Annotated in this window: 19 protein-coding genes; 8 read left to right on the forward strand and 11 right to left on the reverse strand. The window is 68.0% G+C overall.

Annotation, left to right across the window (positions count from 1 at the left end):
• Window positions 1-346: 346 nt before the first annotated feature.
• Window positions 347-898: a DUF5994 family protein gene (locus NTM_RS25910; RefSeq protein WP_083141418.1), complete on the forward strand. Its 552-nt coding sequence runs from the start codon at window positions 347-349 to the stop codon at window positions 896-898.
• Between the two features lie 33 nt (window positions 899-931).
• On the opposite strand, the gene NTM_RS25915 is transcribed toward NTM_RS25910, so the two are convergent.
• The 5 genes from NTM_RS25915 to fabG form a co-directional block, all read right to left on the reverse strand.
• On the reverse strand, window positions 932-2,116 hold the full coding sequence (locus NTM_RS25915; RefSeq protein WP_083141417.1) for a CaiB/BaiF CoA transferase family protein: 1,185 nt from the start codon (window positions 2,114-2,116) through the stop codon (window positions 932-934).
• 79 nt (window positions 2,117-2,195) lie between these two features.
• Window positions 2,196-2,864, reverse strand: coding sequence for a GntR family transcriptional regulator (locus tag NTM_RS25920; RefSeq protein ID WP_083141416.1), 669 nt, complete (start codon window positions 2,862-2,864; stop codon window positions 2,196-2,198).
• Between the two features lie 4 nt (window positions 2,865-2,868).
• Complete coding sequence (locus NTM_RS25925; RefSeq protein ID WP_163768967.1) at window positions 2,869-4,062, reverse strand: acyl-CoA dehydrogenase family protein; 1,194 nt, start codon at window positions 4,060-4,062, stop codon at window positions 2,869-2,871.
• A complete protein-coding gene (locus NTM_RS25930) occupies window positions 4,059-5,276 on the reverse strand; it encodes an acetyl-CoA C-acetyltransferase (RefSeq protein WP_163768969.1) in 1,218 nt (405 codons plus the stop codon). The genes NTM_RS25925 and NTM_RS25930 overlap by 4 nt, the downstream gene beginning before the upstream one ends.
• Window positions 5,273-6,022 carry a 3-oxoacyl-ACP reductase FabG gene (fabG, locus tag NTM_RS25935; RefSeq protein ID WP_179964005.1) on the reverse strand — a complete coding sequence of 250 codons (750 nt, stop codon included), beginning with the start codon at window positions 6,020-6,022 and terminating at the stop codon, window positions 5,273-5,275. The genes NTM_RS25930 and fabG overlap by 4 nt, the downstream gene beginning before the upstream one ends.
• Window positions 6,023-6,146: 124 nt before the next feature.
• Here fabG and NTM_RS25940 point away from each other — a divergent pair, with 124 nt between their 5' ends.
• The gene (locus tag NTM_RS25940; RefSeq protein WP_163768974.1) at window positions 6,147-7,361 is read left to right on the forward strand and encodes an acyl-CoA dehydrogenase family protein; all 1,215 of its coding nucleotides are present in this window, start codon (window positions 6,147-6,149) and stop codon (window positions 7,359-7,361) included.
• The gene (locus tag NTM_RS25945) at window positions 7,358-8,179 is read left to right on the forward strand and encodes a mycofactocin-coupled SDR family oxidoreductase (RefSeq protein ID WP_104863797.1); all 822 of its coding nucleotides are present in this window, start codon (window positions 7,358-7,360) and stop codon (window positions 8,177-8,179) included. Before NTM_RS25940 ends, NTM_RS25945 begins: the two co-directional genes overlap by 4 nt.
• Here the strand turns inward: NTM_RS25945 and NTM_RS25950 are convergent.
• From NTM_RS25950 to NTM_RS25960, 3 genes are all read right to left on the reverse strand, one after another.
• Entirely contained in the window at window positions 8,173-9,063 is an 891-nt protein-coding gene (locus tag NTM_RS25950) for an alpha/beta hydrolase (protein WP_163768976.1), read from the reverse strand. The two genes, NTM_RS25945 and NTM_RS25950, sit on opposite strands and share 7 nt — an antisense overlap.
• Window positions 9,060-10,400 carry a flavin-containing monooxygenase gene (locus NTM_RS25955; RefSeq protein WP_163768978.1) on the reverse strand — a complete coding sequence of 447 codons (1,341 nt, stop codon included), beginning with the start codon at window positions 10,398-10,400 and terminating at the stop codon, window positions 9,060-9,062. The genes NTM_RS25950 and NTM_RS25955 overlap by 4 nt, the downstream gene beginning before the upstream one ends.
• A 96-nt stretch (window positions 10,401-10,496) precedes the next feature.
• Window positions 10,497-10,949 carry a MaoC family dehydratase gene (locus NTM_RS25960; protein WP_083141410.1) on the reverse strand — a complete coding sequence of 151 codons (453 nt, stop codon included), beginning with the start codon at window positions 10,947-10,949 and terminating at the stop codon, window positions 10,497-10,499.
• 827 nt (window positions 10,950-11,776) lie between these two features.
• On the opposite strand from NTM_RS25960, the gene NTM_RS25965 reads away from it, so the two are divergent.
• From NTM_RS25965 to NTM_RS25975, 3 genes are read left to right on the forward strand one after another with little or no spacing between them, the layout of a single operon-like run.
• Complete coding sequence (locus tag NTM_RS25965; protein ID WP_163768981.1) at window positions 11,777-12,529, forward strand: hypothetical protein; 753 nt, start codon at window positions 11,777-11,779, stop codon at window positions 12,527-12,529.
• On the forward strand, window positions 12,526-14,664 hold the full coding sequence (locus NTM_RS25970; protein WP_163768983.1) for an Rv1355c family protein: 2,139 nt from the start codon (window positions 12,526-12,528) through the stop codon (window positions 14,662-14,664). The genes NTM_RS25965 and NTM_RS25970 overlap by 4 nt, the downstream gene beginning before the upstream one ends.
• Before the next feature lie 34 nt (window positions 14,665-14,698).
• Window positions 14,699-16,519 carry a putative bifunctional diguanylate cyclase/phosphodiesterase gene (locus tag NTM_RS25975; protein ID WP_272955242.1) on the forward strand — a complete coding sequence of 607 codons (1,821 nt, stop codon included), beginning with the start codon at window positions 14,699-14,701 and terminating at the stop codon, window positions 16,517-16,519.
• A gap of 3 nt (window positions 16,520-16,522) precedes the next feature.
• Here the strand turns inward: NTM_RS25975 and NTM_RS25980 are convergent, their stop codons facing one another.
• Window positions 16,523-17,308, reverse strand: coding sequence for a hypothetical protein (locus tag NTM_RS25980; RefSeq protein ID WP_163768988.1), 786 nt, complete (start codon window positions 17,306-17,308; stop codon window positions 16,523-16,525).
• A 204-nt stretch (window positions 17,309-17,512) separates the two neighbouring features.
• Here NTM_RS25980 and NTM_RS25985 point away from each other — a divergent pair, with 204 nt between their 5' ends.
• Both NTM_RS25985 and NTM_RS25990 read left to right on the forward strand, forming a co-directional pair.
• A complete protein-coding gene (locus NTM_RS25985) occupies window positions 17,513-18,745 on the forward strand; it encodes an acyl-CoA dehydrogenase family protein (protein ID WP_163768990.1) in 1,233 nt (410 codons plus the stop codon).
• Window positions 18,746-19,888: an acyl-CoA dehydrogenase family protein gene (locus tag NTM_RS25990; RefSeq protein WP_163768992.1), complete on the forward strand. Its 1,143-nt coding sequence runs from the start codon at window positions 18,746-18,748 to the stop codon at window positions 19,886-19,888.
• Here NTM_RS25990 and NTM_RS25995 read toward each other — a convergent pair.
• Complete coding sequence (locus tag NTM_RS25995) at window positions 19,857-20,507, reverse strand: SRPBCC family protein (RefSeq protein WP_163768995.1); 651 nt, start codon at window positions 20,505-20,507, stop codon at window positions 19,857-19,859. The two genes, NTM_RS25990 and NTM_RS25995, sit on opposite strands and share 32 nt — an antisense overlap.
• The gene (locus tag NTM_RS26000) at window positions 20,504-21,388 is read right to left on the reverse strand and encodes a universal stress protein (protein ID WP_163768996.1); all 885 of its coding nucleotides are present in this window, start codon (window positions 21,386-21,388) and stop codon (window positions 20,504-20,506) included. Before NTM_RS26000 ends, NTM_RS25995 begins: the two co-directional genes overlap by 4 nt.
• Between the last annotated feature and the right edge of the window lie 127 nt (window positions 21,389-21,515).

Below are 21,515 nucleotides of genomic sequence, written 5' to 3' on the forward strand. Positions count from 1 at the left end.
AGGCCGTGATGGGTCCCGCCGCCGCGATCCGGAACCTGCTCAGGGCAGGAGAACCTGCGGCCAGCCGTGCCGCCAGCGGCCGGTGGGCCATCGACAGGATTCGCCGCCGAAACCGATTCGCGGACTGCTCCCGCGACACCAGGCTCGCACACCAACAGCGGTGTGATCACCCGGACAGGGGCGGCCCGACGACCGATCCCTGAGGCCTACCTCGGATTCGCCGAACGCATGGGCACACATCCGCGTACAGTGGTGACTATCAGCGGTTTTTCGTACACGCGACCATATTGCGCATGTCATTGCTGATTCCAGGATTGGGGCCTAGCGGCCGGGACGGGAGCGTCGCATGACGCCACAGATGACACGCAAGAACGATCAGAACACGACCGTCCCTGCACGCACACCGCGGCTACGGTTGAAGAGCAAGGCACCACGAACCGGATACGTCGACGGCGCCTGGTGGCCGCGCACCGAGGATCTCACCACGGAGCTGCCTGACCTCTTGGCGGTGCTGTCGGTACGCCTGGGCCGCATCGACCGAGTGTTGTACCACCTGGGCGCCTGGGCGAACGCCCCCCGGAAATTCACGACCGGCGGCCGGGCAGTACGCCTGGATGGATACCGGCTTCAGCCGCTCAACTCGATCACAGTTCTCGGCCTCGACGGCAATCACGCCCGCCTCACCCTGCTGGTGATCCCGCCACGCACCGATCCCGACGACGCCCACACCACGATGATGGCGGCGGCCGAGGCGGAGAACGCCGCCACCCTCGACGGGCTGCTCATGATGAGCCCACGAGAACGCGACCGACGAACCCAGGCGACCGTGGCCGAAGACCGCTGGGAGTCCGAAGGCGGAACGACGACTTTCCCGAGACCGACGCCGATCTCCTGCTGAAACAAGCCGAGGCGCTGCGGGCGCAGGCGCCACTCACACCACCGCGCGCTCACGCAGACCGTCGATCTGTTCTGCGGTGTATCCGACCTCACCGAGGATCTCGTCGGTGTGCTCTCCGAGCAGCGGGGCGCGCCGGCGGATCTCCCCCGGAGTCGCCGACAGCCGGAACGGGGTCTCGATCAGCGGCACCTCCTTCGGGGTGCCGGGAAACGGTACCCGCTTGAGATAGCCCATAGCCCGCACATGCGGGTCGTCGAGCGCTTCCTGTGTCGAATGCATGGGCGCGGCAGGCAGTTTCGCCGCCTCCAACAGCCCGAGTACCTCTGCCTTGGTCTTGTCGGCGCACCACCGCGCCATGATGGCGTTCAGCTCGTCGCCGTGCTGCCAGCGCAGATCGTCGTCGGCGAACCGCGGATCGTCGAACAACTCCGGCCGTCCGACTAACCTGCACCACCGCTTGAACATCGACGGCCCGGCGATCTGCAGCAGCACCCAGCCGTCGTCGGCGGTCCGGTACAGGTCACACGGCGCCACCGAGGTGCCCTGATTGGCCATCCGTGGCTTGTCGGTGCCCAGCAGGTCACGCTCGATCAGGAATGCGTTGGACAGCATCATCGCGGTCGGCAGCAGCGCACCCTCGACGTGCTGGCCCTCCCCGGTCCGGTCGCGGTGGTAGAGCGCCATCATCACCCCGATCGTCAACGTCAGCGCGGTGCCGAAGTCCGCGTACGGGACCACGGTGCGGATCGGCTGCTCCGGCAGACCCTGCCGGTACACCGCACCGGACATCACCTGCCCGGCACCGTCGAACCCGATCCGGTCACTGTACGGTCCGCCCTCGCCGTACGCGGTCGCGCTGGCCAGGATGATGTCGGGTCTGATCGCCCGCAGCGTGTCGTAATCCAGTCCGCTGGCCCGCATTCCGGCAGCGGGCATGTTCGCGACGACGATGTCGGCACCGGCCACCAGCTTGCGGGTGACCTCCTGCCCCTCGGCGGTGGTGGTGTCCAGCGTCAGCGAGCGCTTGTTGCGGTTGCACTGCAGGAACGTGCCGCCCTCACCGGTATCGGCGATCGACTGCACCCAGCGGTCCTCGCCGCCTTCGCGTTTCTCGACCCGGATCACGTCGGCACCCATGTCCGCCAGCAGCGCCGAGCACCACGGGGCGGCGATGAACCGGCCGTAGTCGAGTACGCGGATCCCGTCGAGAACCCCCATGCCTACCTCCCCTTGGGCGAGCAGACACAAACTCGCACGATTCAGCGCGAAAAGGTGCGAGTTTGTGTCTGCTCGCGAGTCATCCGATCACGCCTCGGCGGGTCAGGTGGTCGATCAGCGGACCGGCGGCGGCGCACAGGTGTTCCGACATCGCGTCCCTGGCCGCCGCACCGTCGCGCTTGCGCAGCGCGTCCAGGAGCTGCCGGTGGTCGCGCATCGAGTGTGCGGGCCACCCCTCGACGGTCGGGTACACGGATTCCAGCGCGAACCGGGTGATCTGGCCCATCAGCTGGGCCAGCTTCGGCGAGCCGGCCGCGAGGTTGACCCCGCGGTGGAACGCGTGGTTGAGCCGCACCGCGGCCTCGTGATCGACGGCGTGATACGCCGATTCGAGTTCGTCCTGGATCCGTTCGAGTTCGGCGAGCTGTTCGTCGGTGATCAGCTCGGCCGCCCGGCTGGCCAGCACCCCGCCGATGTGGGCCTGCACGTCGGAGACGTCGGCGATGTCACGCTCGGTGATCGGCAGCACCACGAACCCCCGCCGCGGCTGCTGGGCCAGCAGTCCCTCGGCACGCAGCCCGAACAGCGCCTCGCGCACCGGGGTCACGCTGATGCCGAGTTCGGCGGCCAGTTGCTCGAGCCGGATGTAGCGGCCCGGCGGGTAGGTGCCCTCGAAGATCCGCCGCCGCACGAACCGGGCGACGTCCTCGGCGAGCTGCGGCCTGGCCGCGAAGTCGGGAATGCTCAACGCCCTAGACCCGGTAGTCCGCCAGCAATCGCTTGCTGATGATGTTCTTCTGGATCTCGCTGGTGCCCTCGCCGATCAGCAGGAAGGGCGCGTCACGCATCAGCCGTTCCACCTCGTACTCCTTCGAGTACCCGTACCCGCCGTGGATGCGGAAGCTCTGCTGGGTCACCTCCGCGCACACCTCGCTGGCGAAGTACTTCGCCATCCCCGCGGCGACGTCGTTGCGCTCACCGGAGTCCTTGAGCCGGGCCGCGTTGACCATCATCAGGTGGGCGGCCTCGACCTTGGTCGCCATCTCCGCGAGCTGGAACGCGATGGCCTGATGGTCGGCGATCGGCTTGCCGAAGGTGCTGCGCTGCTGGGCATATCGCACCGCGAGCTCGAACGCCCGGATCCCGACGCCGCAGGCCCGTGCCGACACGTTGACGCGGCCGACCTCGACGCCGTCCATCATCTGGAAGAAGCCCTGCCCGGGCGCCTCACCGAGGATGTCGGTGGCCTTGGCCCGGTATCCGTCGAAGATCAGCTCGGTGGTGTCGATGCCCTTGTAGCCGAGCTTGTCGAGCTTGCCCGGGATGGTCAGACCCGGAACGACTTCGCCGAAGCCCGTGGGCTTTTCGACCAGGAATGCGGTCAGGTTGCGGTGCGGTTTGTCGGCCCCCTCGTCGGTGCGCACCAGCGTCGCCACCAGCGTCGAGCTGCCACCGTTGGTCAGCCACATCTTCTGGCCGTCGATGGTGTAGGTGCCGTCGCCGTTGTCGCGGGCGCGGGTGCGGATCGCCGCGACGTCGGAACCGAGTTCGGGCTCCGACATCGAGAACGCTCCGCGGGTCTCCCCGGTTGCCATCCGCGGGAGATAGTGACTCTTCTGCGCGTCGGTGCCGTGCTGGCGGATCATGTACGCGACGATGAAGTGGGTGTTGATCACCCCCGACACGCTCATCCAGCCGCGGGCCAGTTCCTCGACACACAGCGCGTAGGTGAGCAGCGACTCCCCCAGCCCGCCGTACTCCTCCGGGATCATCAGCCCGAACAGGCCCATCTCCCGCATCGCGTCGACGATCGCCTGCGGATAGGTGTCGGAGTGCTCCAGCTCCTGGGCGGTCGGGATGACCTCCTTGTCGACGAATTGCCGTACCGTGGCCACGATCTCGGTCTGGAACTCGGTCAGGCCCAGGGTCTGCGCAAGTTTGGTCATGACGCCACCTTCTCGAATACCGCGGCCAGGCCCTGGCCGCCGCCGATGCACATCGTCTCCAGTCCGTACCGGCCGTCGCGGCGCACCAACTCGCGCGCCAGCGTGGCGAGCATCCGTCCGCCGGTCGCCCCGACCGGGTGCCCGAGCGAGATGCCCGAGCCGTGCACGTTGGTCCGCTCCAGGTCGGCCTCGGTGAACTTCCACTCCCGCAGACATGCGAGCGCCTGCGCGGCGAACGCCTCGTTGAGCTCGATCAGGTCGATGTCGGTCAAGGCCAGTCCGGCTTTGGCCAGCGCGGCCTCGGTGGCCGGGACCGGGCCGATGCCCATGATCTTCGGCGCCACACCGGCCACTGCCCACGACACGATCCGCACCAGCGGGCGCAGGCCGAGTTCGGCGGCTTTCTCCGGGATGGTGACCAGACACATCGACGCGGCGTCGTTCTGGCCGCTGGAGTTTCCCGCCGTCACCGTCGCATCCGGATCAGACTTGCCGAGAACAGGTTTGAGCTTCGCCAGGGTCTCCAGCGAGGTGTCGGCGCGGGGGTGCTCGTCGGTGTCGATCACCTGCTCACCGGAGCGACTGCTCACCGTCACCGGGATGATCGTCTCGGCCAGTGAGCCGTCCTGCTGCGCCTTCACCGCGCGGGTGTGTGAGCGCACCGCGAGTTCGTCCTGCTCCTGCCGGGAGATCCCGTAGTCGCGGCGCAGGTTCTCGGCGGTCTCCAGCATGCCGCCGGGCACTGGGTAGTTCTTGCCGCCTGCGGTGGTGCGGCCGCGGGCCAGCGCGTCGTGCACGGTGATGCCGGTCCTGGCGCCACCCCAACGCATGTCCGTGGAGTGGAACACCACGTTGCTCATCGACTCGGCACCGCCGGCGACGACGAGATCGTTGTTGCCGCTTGCCACTTGCATCGCGGCCTGGATCACCGCCTGCAGCCCGGACCCGCAGCGCCGGTCGATCTGCATGCCCGGCACGGTGACCGGCAGGCCGGCGTCGAGCGCGATCACGCGACCGATCGCGGGCGCCTCCATGCTCGGGTAGCAGTGCCCGACGACCACATCCTCGACCGCGTCGGGGGCTACGCCGGTGCGCGCGAGCAGCCCCTGCAGGGCGACGACGCCGAGTTCGACAGCGGTCAGGGACGTGAACATGCCGTTGTAGCGGCCGATCGGTGTCCGGACCGGCTCGCAGATGACGGCCTCCCGCGTCACAGGTGCCGACCTCCGGTGACCTCGAGGACCGTCCCGGTCATGTACGACGACAGATCCGAGGCCAGAAACAGCGCCACATTGGCGACCTCTTCGGGCTCACCGGCGCGCCCCAGCGGGACCTCGGCGACCTTGGAATCCCAGATGCGTTGCGGCATCGCCTCGGTCATCGCCGAGCGGATGAGGCCGGGCTGGATCGCGTTGACCCGCACGCCGAGGTAGGCCAGTTCCTTCGATGCCGCCTTGGTCATGCCGACGATGCCCGCTTTGGCCGCCGAGTAGTTGGTCTGCCCGACCATGCCGACCTTGCCCGAGATCGAGGACATGTTCACGATCGCGCCGTGCTTCTGCTCACGCATCACCGCCGCGGCGGCGCGCAGACCGTTCCAGGTGCCCTTCAGGTGTACGGAGATGACCTGGTCGAAATCGTCCTCGGTCATCTTGCGCATCGTCGCGTCCCGGGTGATACCCGCGTTGTTGACCATGATGTCCAGCCCGCCGAAGACATCGGTGGCCGCGGCGACGAGCGCGTCGACCTCACCGGAGTCCGTGACATTGCAGCGCACCGCGTGGGCGACGTCCGGACCGCCGAGCGTCTCGACGGCCGCCTGAGTCGCCTCGAGGTTCAAGTCGCCGAGTACCACCCGCGCGCCCTCGGCGATGAAGCGCTCCGCGATCGCGAAACCCAGACCCTGGGCTCCACCAGTGATTACCGCGGTCCGACCAGTCAGCAATGACACCTGATTCACCAATCCTCACGTCGACGGGAACTCTCGGCACGCTATCGTATTTCATATACGATATTGGCTCGCGGCCAGTCCGTCATAATTCCCGACCATCCCCGCCGATGTCCTTCCCGAGGAGCACCACCCGATGGCACCAGCCGAAGCCAGCGCCACCGAAGCCAGCGCCACAGAAGTCAGCGCCGAGGATTTCCAGGCGATCCTGGCCGCGACGCGCCAGTTCGTCCGTACCGCGGTCGTCCCCCGCGAACAGGAGATCCTGGCCACCGATCAGGTTCCCGACGACCTGCGTGAACAGGTCAAATCCATGGGTCTGTTCGGCTACGCGATCCCGCAGGAATGGGGCGGCCTGGGCCTGAACCTGGCGCAGGACGTCGAGCTTGCGATGGAACTCGGTTACACCTCGCTGGCCCTGCGTTCGATGTTCGGCACCAACAACGGCATCGCCGGTCAGGTCCTGGTCGGCTACGGCACCGACGAGCAGAAGAAGACGTGGCTGGAGGGAATCGCGTCCGGTGACGTGGTCGCATCGTTCGCGCTGACCGAACCCGGCGCCGGATCGAACCCATCGGGCCTGCGCAGCAAGGCCGTCCGCGACGGCGAGGGGCCTGATCCCGACTGGATCATCAACGGCCAGAAGCGATTCATCACCAACGCACCGAACGCCGATCTGTTCGTGACCTTCGCGCGCACCCGCCCGGCCGACGCCTCGGGTGCCGGGATCGCAGTGTTCCTGGTGCCCGCAGACACCGCCGGTGTCGAGGTCGGCGCCAAGGACAAGAAAATGGGTCAGGAGGGCGCCTGGACGGCCGATGTCAGCTTCACCGACGTCCGGGTACCGAACAGCGCGCTGGTCGGCGGGTCCGAGGACATCGGCTACCGGGCGGCGATGACCTCGCTGGCCCGCGGTCGGGTGCACATCGCCGCGCTCGCCGTCGGCGCCGCGCAACGCGCGCTCGACGAGTCGGTGGCCTATGCCGCGACCGCGACCCAGGGCGGCACGCCGATCGGCGAGTTCCAGCTCGTGCAGGCGATGCTCGCCGATCAGCAGACCGGTGTGATGGCGGGCCGGGCACTGGTCCGTGACACCGCGCAGCAGTGGATCACCGGGCAGGACCGCCGCCTGGCACCGTCGGCGGCCAAGCTGTTCTGCACCGAGATGGCAGGCAAGGTGGCCGATCTCGCGGTGCAGATCCACGGCGGTAGCGGCTACATGCGCGAAGTACCGGTGGAGCGGATCTACCGCGATGTCAGACTGTTACGACTCTACGAGGGCACCAGCGAGATCCAGCGGCTGATCATCGGCGGCGGCCTGGTCAAGGCGGCCCAGAAAGCGCAGAAATGAGCAACAGACTGCAGGGACGCGTCGCGTTCATCACCGGGGCCGCCCGCGGGCAGGGCCGGGCGCACGCGGTGCGGCTGGCCAATGAGGGCGCCGACATCATCGCCGTCGATATCGCCGGGCCGTTACCGCCCTGCGTCCCTTACGATCACGCCACCCCGGACGACCTCGCCGAGACCGTGAAACTCGTCGAGCAGACGGGGCGGCGCATCGTCGCCGCCGAAGCCGACACCCGTGACGGCGAGAAGCTCAAGGAGGTCGTCGCGGCCGGCGTCGCCGAGTTCGGCAGGTTGGACGTGATCGTCGCGAACGCGGGCGTCACCGCCCCGCAGGCGTGGGATGACATCAGCGCCGACGATTTCCGTGACGTGATGGACATCAATGTCACCGGAACCTGGAACACCGTGATGGCGGGCGCGCAGAAGATCATCGACGGCGGCCGCGGCGGATCGATCATCCTGATCAGCTCGGCGGCAGGAATCAAGTTGCAGCCGTTCATGGTTCACTACACCGCGAGCAAGCACGCGGTGACCGGTATGGCGCGCGCGTTCGCCGCGGAGCTGGGCAAGCACTCGATCAGGGTCAACAGCGTGCACCCGGGTCCGGTCCTGACCGACATGGGCACCGGCGACATGGTCGCCGCGCTGGGCAAGGCGATGGAGACCAACCCGCAGCTGCAGAACATGATGACGCCGTTCCTGCCGACCTGGGCTGTCGAACCCGAGGACATCGCCGACGCGGTGTGCTGGCTGGCCGGCGACGAATCGAAATTCGTCACCGCGAGCGCGATATCGATCGACCAGGGCTCGACGCACTACTGATCGGCCAGCGTCTGGCGCAGGAATGCGACCTGGTCGGTCAGCGTCTTGTCGAACCAGTCGTTGCCCGGCCACACGTCGAAGTGGTCGCACGGGTAGTGATGCACCTGGGCCCTGCCGTGGGCCGCGGTCCTGGCGACCGCGTCGGCGGGCACGTACCGGTCGAAATCGGCGATCTGCACCAGCAGCGGACAGCGCAGCTTCTTGGCGGCCGCGGTGGTCCGCACACCGAGGACCTCCAGGCCGATCGAGCTGTCGATCTCGTTGCGCCAGGTCGGCCCCGCCAGCGCGGTGTAGCTCTCGTAGGCGCCCTCCAGCGCGAGCGCACCGCCCCCGCCGACCGCCGACACCAGCGGCATCAGGGTCGGAGATGCGTTGCGCGCCGCCGAGACCCGGCTCTTGAGCCCGGTCAGCGTCCAACGCAGTGACGACACCGGATCGCGCGAGGCCATCGCGGCACGGCTGACCGCCAGCCCGCTGGTCAGCGGTGTCAACGCGATCACCGCCGAGATGTCAGGACGGTCGGCGGCCACCCGGAGCACGTGCCCACCCGAGAACGAGGCTCCCCACAGCGCGATCCGGTCCGCATCGACCCCGTCGAGTTGTTTGGCCGCGTGGACGGCGGCATGGTAGTCGTCGATCTGCCGGCGCACCGACAGCGACTGCCGGGGCGCTCCGCCCGAGGCGCCGAACCCGCGGTAGTCGAACGCGAACACGTCGAAACCCTCCGCGGCGAACCGTTGCGCGAACGGTTCCAGACCGGAGTCCTTGGTGCCGCCGAACCCGTGCGCCATCACCACGACCGGCCGCCGGGACCCCTCGGCAGCGAAATGCCATGCGCTGCAGGTGTCTTCACCACTGACGAACCCGACCTCGGTCCGCGTCATCGTGCCACCACCGCCGCCCGCTGCGCCCGCGCCATGCCTGCGGGGATCTCCTTCTTACGGATGTCGTGTTCGTAGACGAAGTAGTCCACCTGCTGGGTGTGGCGTGGACGGTCGGTGCAGTGCCCGGCGTGCAGCTGCTGGTCGGCGTCGATGACGCGTTCCATCTCGTCGACCGGGGGAAGCGCGTAGCGCCCGATCGCGTAGGCGGCCAGCAGCCGGGCCTGGCATTCCACGAACGGGAACAGCGTCGGCACGGCCTGGGCGAACCCCATGAAGACCAGGTTCTCGATGCCCGGCAGGAACATCCGCTTGTATAGCCGGATCGCGTTGTCCGGGGCGCTGATGAACTCTGGATCGAAGAACGGGAAGGTGATGTTGTATCCGGTGGCGTAGACGATCACGTCGAACTCGTCGTGGGTCCCGTCGACGAAATGCACCGTATGACCGTCCAGCCGAGCGACATTCGGCTTGGGGGCCACGTCCCCGGATCCCAGCCGCAGGGGCAGTTCCACCGACTGCGTGGGATGGGCCTCGAACAGTTTGTGGTCAGCAGGCGGGAGCCCGTACATCGTCGGGTCGGTGCCGAGCATCGGGGCGATCAGCTGCACCGCTTTACGCTGCCACTTCAGCGGCAGGTACGGCGAGGTCTGCCAGAACGTGTCCCCCGGCCGGCCCGCGATGTACTTCGGCACGATCCACGCCGACGACCGGGTCGACAGCGTGACCTGGTTGTCCAGCGCCTTCGACGACAGCTCGACCGTGATGTCGGCGGCGCTGTTACCGATGCCGACCACCAGGATGCGCTTGCCGGTCAGGTTCAGCGGCGTGCTCGGATCGATGTAGGCATGCGAGTGGATGGATTCGCCGTCGAAGGACCCTGGGAAGTCAGGCAGGCGGGGATCCCAGTGATGCCCGTTGGCGACGACCAGCATGTCGAAATGCCGGTCTGCGCCCGACTGGTCCCGAATGATCCAGCGGCCGTCGCCGTTCCGCTCGGCGCGCACCACCCCGTTCTCGAACTCGATGTGGTCGAGCAGCCCGAACGTGCTGGCGTAGTCGTCCAGGTAGGCCTTGACCTGTGAGTGGTGCGGGAACGACGGATAGTGCTCCGGCATCGGGAAGTCCTTGAAGGACAACCGGTCCTTGGACGTGTCGATGTGCAGTGACCGGTAGGCGCTGCTGTGCCCGTTGGGATTGCCGAACGCCCAGTTCCCGCCGATCCGGTCCGAGGTCTCGAACGTGGTGTAGTCGACCCCGTAGTCCTTGAGCATCTTGCCCGCCGTAAGCCCGCTGATACCGGCGCCGATCACCGCCACATACGGCTGCGCATGCCTCACCGTCACTCCTCACGCCGTGGGACGTTCACGCTTTTGACGTATGTCAGAAATCGCTGACGCCTGTTCTACCACGGCACGCCCGTGCGCCGCGGCGACTCAGCCGATGAAACGGACGATCGACTCGGCGACGGCCGCGGGCTTCTCGGAGCCCTCGACCTCGACGGTGGTGGTCACCGTCGCCTGGACCGCGTTGTCGAGCTCCTTGACCTCGGAGATCTCGGCGCGCGCCCGCAGCTTGGCCCCGACACGCACCGGGGTGATGAACCGAACCTTGTTGTAGCCGTAGTTGATCGCCATGGCGATGTTGCCGACCGTGTACAGCTGATGGGTGAAGTGCGGCAGCAGCGATAGGGTCAGCAGGCCGTGGGCGATGGTCCCGCCGAACGGTCCGTCGGCGGCCCGGGCCGGATCCACGTGGATCCACTGGTGATCGTCGGTCGCGTCGGCGAACAGGTTGACCCGGTCCTGGGTGATCTCCATCCACTCCGTGGGGCCCAGCTGGGTGCCCTGAGCCGCAACGAGTTCAGCCAGATTTTCGAACTTCTTCACGCCAGAATCCTCCTCGGGTGATCACTGCTTGGCGCCGGACGGCCCTGCGGGATCGACACCGTCGTCACCGACACTGCAGTCGACGAGAGTCCGGCGCCACCACACTGTGCCATACCGCGATCGCCGCCATACCACCATCGCTGCGCCGGCGCGAACCTCGGGGCAGCCCCGGCCCGAATCACGGGACCCCGGCGGCGGCGTGCCGCAGCAGCAATTGCATGTGCAATTCACCGAGCCAATTCGAATCAGGCGATAGGGCCGACGGGGGTGCCGCCCGGATGAATAGCGACGCGTATCCGGCGCCGACGCACCGCGCCGCGCGCCGCTCAGTGGGCGCGCCGTCCCCGCGCCAGGCCCCCCGAACTCATCACGACACTGCGATTTCAGCAAATTCGGAACCCGATTTCCGGGATACGCCCGCCCGCCCCCACGGGGGCCGCGAACGGTGCGGCAATTTGGGGTTACCAGCCGGTAACCGCCTCCAAAGCTTCGTTTGTGGTCCTTTCCCGCCGTAGTCATTGCCGAAAGTCGGTTCGCGTCCGGCAAATACGCTGACGGGCCTAGCGATCTCCGATGTTCGCTGATGATCCAGCAAAAGTAATTTGACCTGCAAAAACATCTCAGCGGCTGATAGCCCGTTATTGTCCTCATTCGCCAGCCGTTCTCGCGAATGGATTGTTGTTCTCGAGTTAACGATCGCGAGTTCAAAATCGCCGATCCCGATCTCAACGCGGCGAGATACTCATTCTGCGTGCAGATAACGAACACGCATCCCCCAACGAAGTACAGCTAAATACCCACGCTGTCACCTGATGAATGGATGAAATATGACCACGCCTGAGTTCCGCCCCTCCGCACTCGAGTACGCCCCGCTGACCGCGAGCCCGAGCTACTGGGACCCGGCAACGGAGTGCACGGTCGTCTATGCGACACCGTCCGGCGAGCGCGAACTGTGGCGCGACTACGTGCGCGGCGCGATCAAGAACTACGAGAAGCACGGTGTCGCCGCCGCCCTGGATTTCGACGCCCTGCGCACGGGCGAGGACACGGTGCTGTTCGCCGCGTGTGTCAACGATGCCGGGGATGTCGTCGGTGGGCTGCGTGCGCGCGGACCGTACCTGTCCGCCGACGACTGCCACGCAGTCCGGGAGTGGGACGGTCAGCCGGGCCAGGCCGCGGTGCACAAGATGGTCGCCGACCGCATACCCTTCGGTGTGGCCGAAATGAAGACGGCGTGGGTGACCGACGATCCCGACGAGAGCCGACGTCTGACGACGGCGATCGCGCGTACCCCGTTGCACGCGATGACGCTCCTCGACATCCAGTTCATCGTCGCGACCGCGGCGTCGTATGTGCTCAAGCGCTGGCTGTCGTCGGGCGGCGTGCTGGCCACGAAGATCCCGGCCACGCCCTACCCCGACGAGCGTTACGACACCCGGCTCGCGTGGTGGGATCGTCTCACCTTCGCCAACCACGCTGATCCCAGCCAGGTTTCGTCGTACTTCGCCGAGCAGCGCCAGATCGCCGAGATGCTCCCCGAGCTGACCGCTCCCGTCGCAGGAGACGCACCCGCTCGATGACCGACAGCGACGACCGGCCCGCCGACCATCGGGCCGAGGTCTTGGACCCTGCCGTCCCCGCCCACCAGCACAGGCTGGCGCAGCTTCGGGAAGACCCCTCGATCGAGTGCGCGCCGGAACCGCCCGACGGGGCCGGCGCGCACCGGTGGGTGCACTATCCGTGGCGGCGCGCCGTGGTCGATGTGCCTGCGCCGGAGGAGTTCCGGCGGGTCAGGTTGGACCGCAACAGGAATCTGATGACCGGGGACGAACTTCGCCGGCTCGCCGGTCTACGGGTCGGTGTCGTCGGGTTGAGCGTCGGTCACGCCATCGCCCACACGCTCGCGGCCGAAGGAGTCTGCGGTGTGCTGCGATTGGCCGACTACGACGTCCTGGAGTTGTCCAATCTCAACCGCGTGCCGGCCTCGGTACTCGACCTCGGGCTGAACAAAGCGGTGGCATGTGCGCGGCGGATCGCCGAACTGGATCCGTATCTTCCGGTCGAGGTCGTCACCGCCGGTGTCACCGCCGACAACGTGGAGGCGTTCCTCGACGGGCTCGACGTCGTCGTCGAAGAATGCGACTCGCTGGACGTCAAGATGTTGGTACGCCAGGCGGCGCGCGCGCGTGGGCTTCCGGTACTGATGGCCACCAGCAGTGGCGGACTGCTCGACGTCGAACGGTTCGACCAGCAGCCGGACCGTCCGGTGTTCCACGGCCTGCTCGGCGATGTCGATGCCGACGAACTCGGCAGGCTCAGCTCCAAAGAAAAAGTGCCGCACGTCATGCGCATCATCGACGCCGCGCTGCTGCGGCCCCGGATGCAGGCATCGCTGATCGAGGTCGGCGCAACGCTGACGACGTGGCCTCAGTTGTCCTCCGAGGTCGCCATCGGTGCCGCGACCGTCGCCGAGGCCGTGCGCCGGATCGGCCTCGGTGAGGAGCTCGGATCCGGCCGGGTGCGGGTCGACGTTCCGGCGCTGCTCGACGACGTCGACGATCCGTGGGAAGCGCGCCGCCGACACCCGGATGACGAACGGTCCGCGCCGGCCGCCGCCGACGCCGTCACCGTCGATTCCGGGCGCGGTGACCTCGCCACCATCGCCGCGGCTGCGGCGCGGGCACCGTCGGGCGGCAACACCCAACCGTGGAGCATCGACGTCGGCGACTCCGCGCTGACGATCCGGGTCGATCCGAGCCTGTCCTCCGCGATGGACGTCGGGTACCGCGGCAGCGCGGTCGCCGTCGGTGCGGCCACGTTCAACGCCAGGGTCGCCGCCGCGGCCCGCGGTCTGAGCGCGCAGGTCGAGTTCAGCGAGGCGCCCCCGTCATCGTCACCGTCGTCGTCACTGTCATCGTCGCCACTGACTGCCGTCGTGACCACCGCCCCCGGTGGCGACCCGAACCTCGCCGCCCGGTACGAGGCCATGCTGGCCCGCGAGACCAACCGGCACCGGGGCACCGCGGAGCAGATTCCCACCGAGGCCGTCGCCGAGTGGGAGCGCATCGCCGCCGCCGAGGGCGCCCGGCTGCGGCTGGTGACCGACGCTGGCCGCCTCGACAAGGCCGCGGCGCTGTTCGCCGAGGCCGACCGCATCCGCTACCTGACCCCGATGCTGCACTCGCAGATGATGGGCGAGTTGCGCCGGCCCGGCGACCCCGATCCGGACACCGGGATCGATGTGCGCAGCCTCGAACTCGACGCGGCCGATCTCGCGTCGCTCGATCTGCTCCGCAGTGGCGCGGTGATGGCCCACCTCGCGGAGTGGGATGCCGGATCAGCGCTCGGCGAACCCACCCGCGCCGCGGTCAGCGAGTCCTCCGCGCTGGCCGTGGTGTCGGTGCGCGGGGACACGCTCGTCGACTACGCCCGCGGCGGCGCCGCGGTCGAGGCGATCTGGATCAGTGCGCAAGAACACGGTCAGGCCGTCCAACCCATCTCACCTGCGTTCCTGTACGCGCGGACCGCCGGTGAACTGCACGCCCTGTCCGCGGCGTTCTCGAAGCGGCTCGCCGACCTGCAATACTCTTTCCACACGTTGATCGACCTCGAGTCGGACGAGTCGCTGATCCTGATCCTCAGGATCTGTCGCGCGCCCCGGCCCTCGGTGTCGAGCCGACGACGGCAGATACCCGGTCGTTCGACACCGACCTAGGTTGGATCGGAGGTCAGTGTCCGAGAGTCTGGACATGCTCGTCACGTCAGTGGCGGCACAACTCATGGGCGCCGGTGCCGCTTCCTGGGTGGAGGCCAGCCGAGGTGTCCTCGCCGAATTGGTGGCCCACTTCGACGTCGATGTCAGCTTCCTGCGGCGTAACGATCATTCGATCCGGGCATCGATCCTGGTCGCCGAATGGCCGGTTCGGCCCGAGACCCCCGATCCAGACCCGCTCGCGGTGGTCTACTTCGCCGACGCCGATCCGGTGTTCGCCCTGGCCGAACACCAGAAGGAACCGCTGGTGTTCCGGCCGGAACCGGCCACCGACGAGTATCAGAAGACCATCGAGGAGAGCCGCCAGGTTCCCCAGGTCTCGATGGCATGCGTTCCGCTGTTGTCCGAGGACGACACCACCGGGGTGCTCGGCTTCATCAAGTTCGGCGACCGCGACTGGACCGAAGAGGAACTCAACGCGCTCCAGGCGATCGCCTCGCTGTTCGCCCAGGTGCAGGCGCGGGTGCAGGCCGAGGAGCAACTCCGGTACCTCGCCGAGCACGACGACCTGACCGGCCTGTGCAACCGGCGTGCGCTGCTCGCCCACCTCGACGAGCGTCTCGCCGAGGACCAGCCCGGTCCGGTGGCCGCGCTGTTCTTCGACCTGGACCGCCTCAAGGCCATCAACGACTATCTCGGGCACACCGCGGGCGACCGGTTCATCCGGGTGCTGGCCGAGCGGCTCCGCGAGAGCACCGAGACCCCGAACATGATCGCCCGCCTCGGCGGCGACGAGTTCGTCGTCGTGCCCAGCCAACCGATGGACGTGGCCGCCGCCGAAGCGCTCGCCCACCAGCTGCAGTCGAAGTTGCGCGAACGCGTGTCGATCGATGGCGAGACCCTGTCCAGAACCGTCAGCATCGGTGTGGCACAAGGCATTCCGGGGCGAGACACCACGTCGGATCTACTCCGGCGCGCCGACCAGGCCGTGCTGGCCGCGAAGGGTTCCGGCGGAAACCAGATCACCGTGTTCACCGAGGACATGTCTCTGCAGAACGAGTTCGACAACGACATCGAACTGCACCTGCAGGGCGTGATCGAGAACGGTGCGCTGCTTCTTCACTACCTGCCCGAGATCGACATGCGCACCGGCGACATCCTCGCCGCCGAGGCACTCGTGCGCTGGCAGCACCCGACCCGCGGTCTGCTGTCCCCCGATGCGTTCATCGGGGTGGCCGAGTCGATCAACTTCGCCGGCGAGCTGGGCCGCTGGGTGATGCGGACGGCGTGCGCGGAGTTCGCCGCATGGCGGGCCCGTGGCATCGGCAGGGACGCCATCATGCGGATCAACGTCTCCCCGGTGCAACTGGTCACCGACGGCTTCGTCGAGACGGTGGCCGGCATCATCGACGAGTTCGGTCTCGACCACGGTTCGGTCTGTCTTGAGATCACCGAGAGCATGGTGGTGCAGGACATCGAGACGACCCGGGTGACCCTGGACGGGCTGAAGAAGACCGGTGTGCTGGTTGCCATCGACGATTTCGGAACCGGTTACAGCGCGTTGTCGCACCTGAAGTCGCTACCGGTGGACACGCTGAAGATCGACAAGAGTTTCGTGCGTGAACTCGGTTCGGACCCCGGGGATCTCGCGATCGTGCGGGCGATCATCGCCCTCGCCGAGGCGTTCGGCCTCGAGCTGGTCGCCGAGGGTGTCGAGACCGACGCCGCGGCGCTGACCCTGCTTCGGCACGGCTGCCATCGGGCACAGGGCTTCCTGCTCTCCCGCCCGATCCCCGGCGAGGCGATGGAAACCCTGTTCTCTCAAGGGCGCATCCCCGTCAGCTTCTCGAAGTCCTGACGGCTAGCCGGTCAGCAGCTCGACGCGACCGAACCTGCTGGCCTCTTTGCCGACCAGCGCGACCCGAAGCGGATCCTGTCCGGTCAGCCCGTCGCCGGCCGGTCCGCGGGCGACGTCCTCGTGGCGGCAGATCAGCACTCCGTGCCGCGCACGGATCGACAGAGGGCCGTCCGCGGTGGCGAAGACCGCGCCGGTGACCACATGGTCCTCGAAGACCAACCGCTCGAACCGCGTCACCGGCTGCGGCCACAGGTCCCGGTCCTCGGCCTGCGCGGTGAGCCATCGCCGGACCGAACCGATCGGGTCGGCGACGTCGGGGATCATCTCCCCGATCTCGGTCACCTTGACCAGTTCACCGTCGCCGCGGTCCATGGTCGCCGACGTCCAGTCGGTGACCTGCGTGTAGAGGTAGCCCGTGGGTGACGGGATGCAGCGCGCCGCCCAGTCACGCAGTCGCGCACCGTCGAATGTCGGAATCGGCCTGCGGCGCACCGGAACAGGTTCGCCGGCGGCGCGCACCGGCAGGTCGGCGTCGTGCTGACCGAGCGCCGAGAGATCGATGTCGGAGGTCAACGAACGGAGGTAGTCACCGGTCGCCTCGTCACCGGTCGCCTCGTCGCCGTCGGACATGACGTCGATCGTGAACCAGCCGTGCCGCGCCGGCGTCGGGGCACTGGCGAGGAAGACCTCGCCGTCCTGGTCGGCCGCCGAGATCGCCGTCGCCAGCCCCGCCAGCCCGGTGTCGGTGCACACGACGTCGACCTCGTCGTCCCATTCGGGATCGTTCACGCTCTATTGCCTCGCTGTAGATGCCGCAAAGAGGAGCCCGACCTGGACTTTCCCGGCCGGTCAAGGCTATGGCATCGCCGATACCTGGCCAAAATCGCCGGCGGTAGTTCACAGGTGCGACCGTTTCCGGCAGGAACGTGCGGTAGCTTCCACTTAACTAACTAGGTTTACTGTGTCTGTAACGCGGGCGGAAAGGAGAGATCGATGGATTTGGGCTGGTCTGCGACCGACCTCGCGTTCCGCGACGAAGTGCGGGGATTCCTCGACGAGAAACTGACCCCGGAACTCCGGCAGGCCGGGCGGTTGATGACGAGCGTCTACGCCGACCACGACGCCAGCATGGAGTGGCAGCGCATCCTCCACGAGCGCGGCTGGGCGGCTCCCGCGTGGCCGGTGGCCTACGGTGGCTGCGATTGGGGCCTGACCCAGCACTACATCTTCAGCCGGGAATCGACGTTGGCCGGAGCGCCGTCGCTGTCGCCGATGGGGATCAGAATGGTCGCCCACGCGATCATCAAGTTCGGCACCGACGAGCAGAAGGACTTCTTCCTGCCCCGGATCCTGACCGGCGAGGTGTTCTTCTGCCAGGGTTACTCGGAGCCGGAAGCGGGCTCGGATCTGGCGGCGCTGTCGATGGCCGCCCGGGACGACGGCGATCACCTGGTCTGCACCGGCAGCAAGATCTGGACCACCCATGCGCGGGAGGCCAACTGGATGTTCGCGCTGGTGCGCACCACCCGTGACGAGAAGAAGCAGCGGGGCATCACGTTCCTCCTCATCGACATGTCCACCCCGGGCATCGAGATCCGCCCGCTGGTCATGACGTCCGGCGAAGAGGTGCAGAACCAGGTCTTCTTCGACGAGGTGCGGGTGCCCAAGAAGAACGTCATCGGTCGGATCGACGACGGCTGGACCGTGGCGAAGTATCTCCTCGAGTTCGAGCGCGGTGGCGGAGCCGTCGCCGCGGGCCTGCAGGTGATGGCCGAGAACATCGCCGAGGTGGCCGCCGGACAGCCGGGCCCCGACGGCGGCCGGTTGCTCGACGATCCCGCGTTCGCGCGCAAGCTGGCCGACGCCCGCATCCGCACCGAGGTGTTGGAGATCCTGGAGTACCAGGTGCTCGCCGTGGTCGCCGAGGGCGGCAACCCCGGGGCGAAATCCTCCATGCTCAAGGTGCTCGGCACCGAATTGAGCCAGACCATAACCGAACTCGCGATGGAAGCGGCGGGACCGCGTGGGCGCGTGTACCAACCCCACGCGACGTTCCCCGGCGGTCCGATCGCCGAGTTCGAGCCGCCGCACGACGGCTACGTCAGCGGTGAGCCCTGGCAGGCGGTCGCACCGCTGCGGTACTTCAACGATCGGGCCGGCTCGATCTACGCCGGCAGCAACGAAATTCAGCGCAACATCCTCGCCAAGGCAGCATTGGGGCTCTAGATGGACTTCAAACTCACCGACGAACAGGAACTGCTGCGCGGCGGCCTGACCCGGTTCCTCGCGACCCGCTACGACCTCGAGAAGAGCCGTGCCGCAGCGAAAACCGGCGCGGGCTGGCAGCCCGAGGTGTGGCGCGCGTTCGCCGAGGAACTCGGCATCCTCGGCGCCACACTCCCCGAGGACAACGGCGGGATCGGCGGCGGTCCGGTCGAGATGATGCTCATCGCCGAAGCACTGGGACACGCGCTGGTCGTCGAACCGTACGTGGACACCGCCGTCGTCGCGGCCGGGCTGCTGCTGCGCGCCGGCGGCGCGGTCGCCGACGCGCTGCTCGAGCAGATCGTGGCCGGCTCCGCGATCGTCTCGCTGGCAGCCACGGAGCAGACGTCCGGTGACTTCTGGCAGGACGTCAGCACCCGAGCCGTGCGCGACGGCGACGACTGGGTGCTCACCGGTGAGAAGATCGTGTCGTCGGCCACGCCGCTGGCCGGGCACGTCCTGGTCACCGCGCGCACCGACGGCGAACGCACCGACACCGCCGGGATCTCGCTGTTCGTGGTGGATCTCGCCGCGGCCGGGGCCGGCATCACGGCGCACCACTACCGCACCATCGATGATCGCCGGGCGTCCGACATCGTGCTCGACGGCCTGCGGCTGCCGGCGGCAGCGCTGCTGGGTCCCGAGGGCGGCGCGTGGCCGTCGCTGGCCCGCGCCCGCGACGAGGGCGCCGCGGCGGTCGCCGCCGAAGCCGTCGGATGCATGCGCAAGGTGCTCGCCGACACGGTCGAGTACTGCAAGCAGCGGCAGCAGTTCGGTCAGCCGATCGGCAGCTTCCAGGTGCTCCAGCACCGCATGGTGGACATGTACATGGAGGTCGAACAGGCCGCCGCCGCAGCACTTCTGGCGGTGCTCAAGCTCGACGAGGACGAGGCCACCCGCGCGCGGGCGGTGTCGGCGGCCAAGGCCACCATCGGTCGGGCCGCCCAGTTCGTCGGCCAGCAGGCGGTGCAGCTGCACGGCGGCATGGGGATGACCGAGGAACTCGCCATCGGCCACTACTTCAAACGGCTGACCGCGCTGCAGTTCGAGTTCGGGTCAACCGACCACCACGTCACGCGCTACGGTCGGCTGACCACCCGGTAGCCCGCTCGGCGCGCTCCCGGACACCGAGCAGCATCCGGCGCTCCATCACGAAGTGCACGATGTCGTAGAGCATGTTGCCGCCGTAACCGCCGTTGCCCCGGGCCAGCAACCGGGTGCCGGTCCCGGTCGGCTTGAGGTGGAATGACCAACTGCCCGAAGCCTTCTCGCCACGCTGGACGCGCGCGTAGTCGTCCGGTGACATCAGCACAAGGTGGGACTCCGGTTCCAGCGCCGCGACGATCTGCCTGCCGCGGTCGCCGCCGCGACGGGCCAGCCACACGGTGTCGCCGACGGTCAGGTCCTGCCATTCGGGATGGACGGACGTCGCGTTGTGGATGTCGGCGCCCACCGCCCGTTCGAGTCCGCTGTAGCTGTAGAACCCGCCGCGGTCCTCTCCGATCTGCGCCAGCCACGGCCAGACCTCCTCCGGCGCGGCGTCGATGGTGACCGCCCGGGTGGTGCGCGCTCCCCCGGCGACGAGTTCGTCGCCCGGTAGCCCGGCCACCGATTCCTCGTGGGTCGCGCCCCAGCGGTACATCCAGGGCCGCAGACGGGTCCGGTACGCGAGCGCCAGCGCCGCCGCCGCGGTTCCGGCGGCGACGGCGCGGACTCGGTTCACGACGACCTGGCCACGATCACCGGGGTCCGCGAGGACTGCACGACCTGAGAGCCCACGGACCCGAGCAGCATTCCGGCGAAACCGCCGCGGCCGTGGCTGCCGACCACGAGCAACTGCGCCTTCGCGCCCTCTTCGAGCAGCCGCCGCGCGGGTTGGTCGCGCCGGACCACCCGGTGCACGGTCACGTCGGGATAGCGTTCCTGCCACCCGGCCAGCCGTTCGGCGAGCAGCATGTCCTCTTCGGGCTGGACCTCGCTCCAGGTGGTGCCGGGCAGTTCGTATCCGGCATCGCTCCAGGTGTGCACCGCGACCAGATCGACACCTCGTCTGCAGGCTTCGTCGAACGCGATCGCGGTGGCGTGCTCGGAGGCCGGCGAGCCGTCGATCCCGACCACGACGGGAGCCTGCGCCGGGTGCGGGATCAGCGGGTCCTCGTCGTAGACGACGGCGACCGGGCAGTGTGCGTGGTGGACCAGGCCCGAGCTGACGGAGCCGAGCAACCGGCGTTCCCACTTGCCCAGACCACGGCTGCCGACGACGACCATCGCGGCGTTCTTCGACAGGTCGGCGATCGTCGGCACGGGCTGACCGGACAGGATCTTCTCGGTGATGGCCGGAACGGCTTCCGGGACGGCCGATTCGACGACGGTGCGCGCCTCGGCCAGAAGCCGTGTCGCCTCCTTGCGCTCGTCCTCGTAGAACGCGGCGGGCAACGGCACCTGGACCCACGATTGCATCGACGCGCTGGGCAGCACATGCACGAGGGTCAGGGGCACCTCCCGCATCGCGGCGTCACGGGCAGCCCAATCGATCGCCACTCGCGATGCGGCCGAGCCGTCGACGCCGACGACGATGCCGAGGGGTGCAGATGTGGTGGACATGTCGCAGCCTCCTACCGGCGGGTGGCACCGGCGCCACCCGATACCTCCACGCTAACCCGCCGGGTGCTCCGACCATCAGTGGTCGACGGTCACGCGGCCCGAGGACCAAAGTCCTTTTCGGTGGAAC

It is taken from the genome of Mycolicibacterium parafortuitum (assembly GCF_010725485.1).
Lineage (GTDB): Bacteria > Actinomycetota > Actinomycetes > Mycobacteriales > Mycobacteriaceae > Mycobacterium.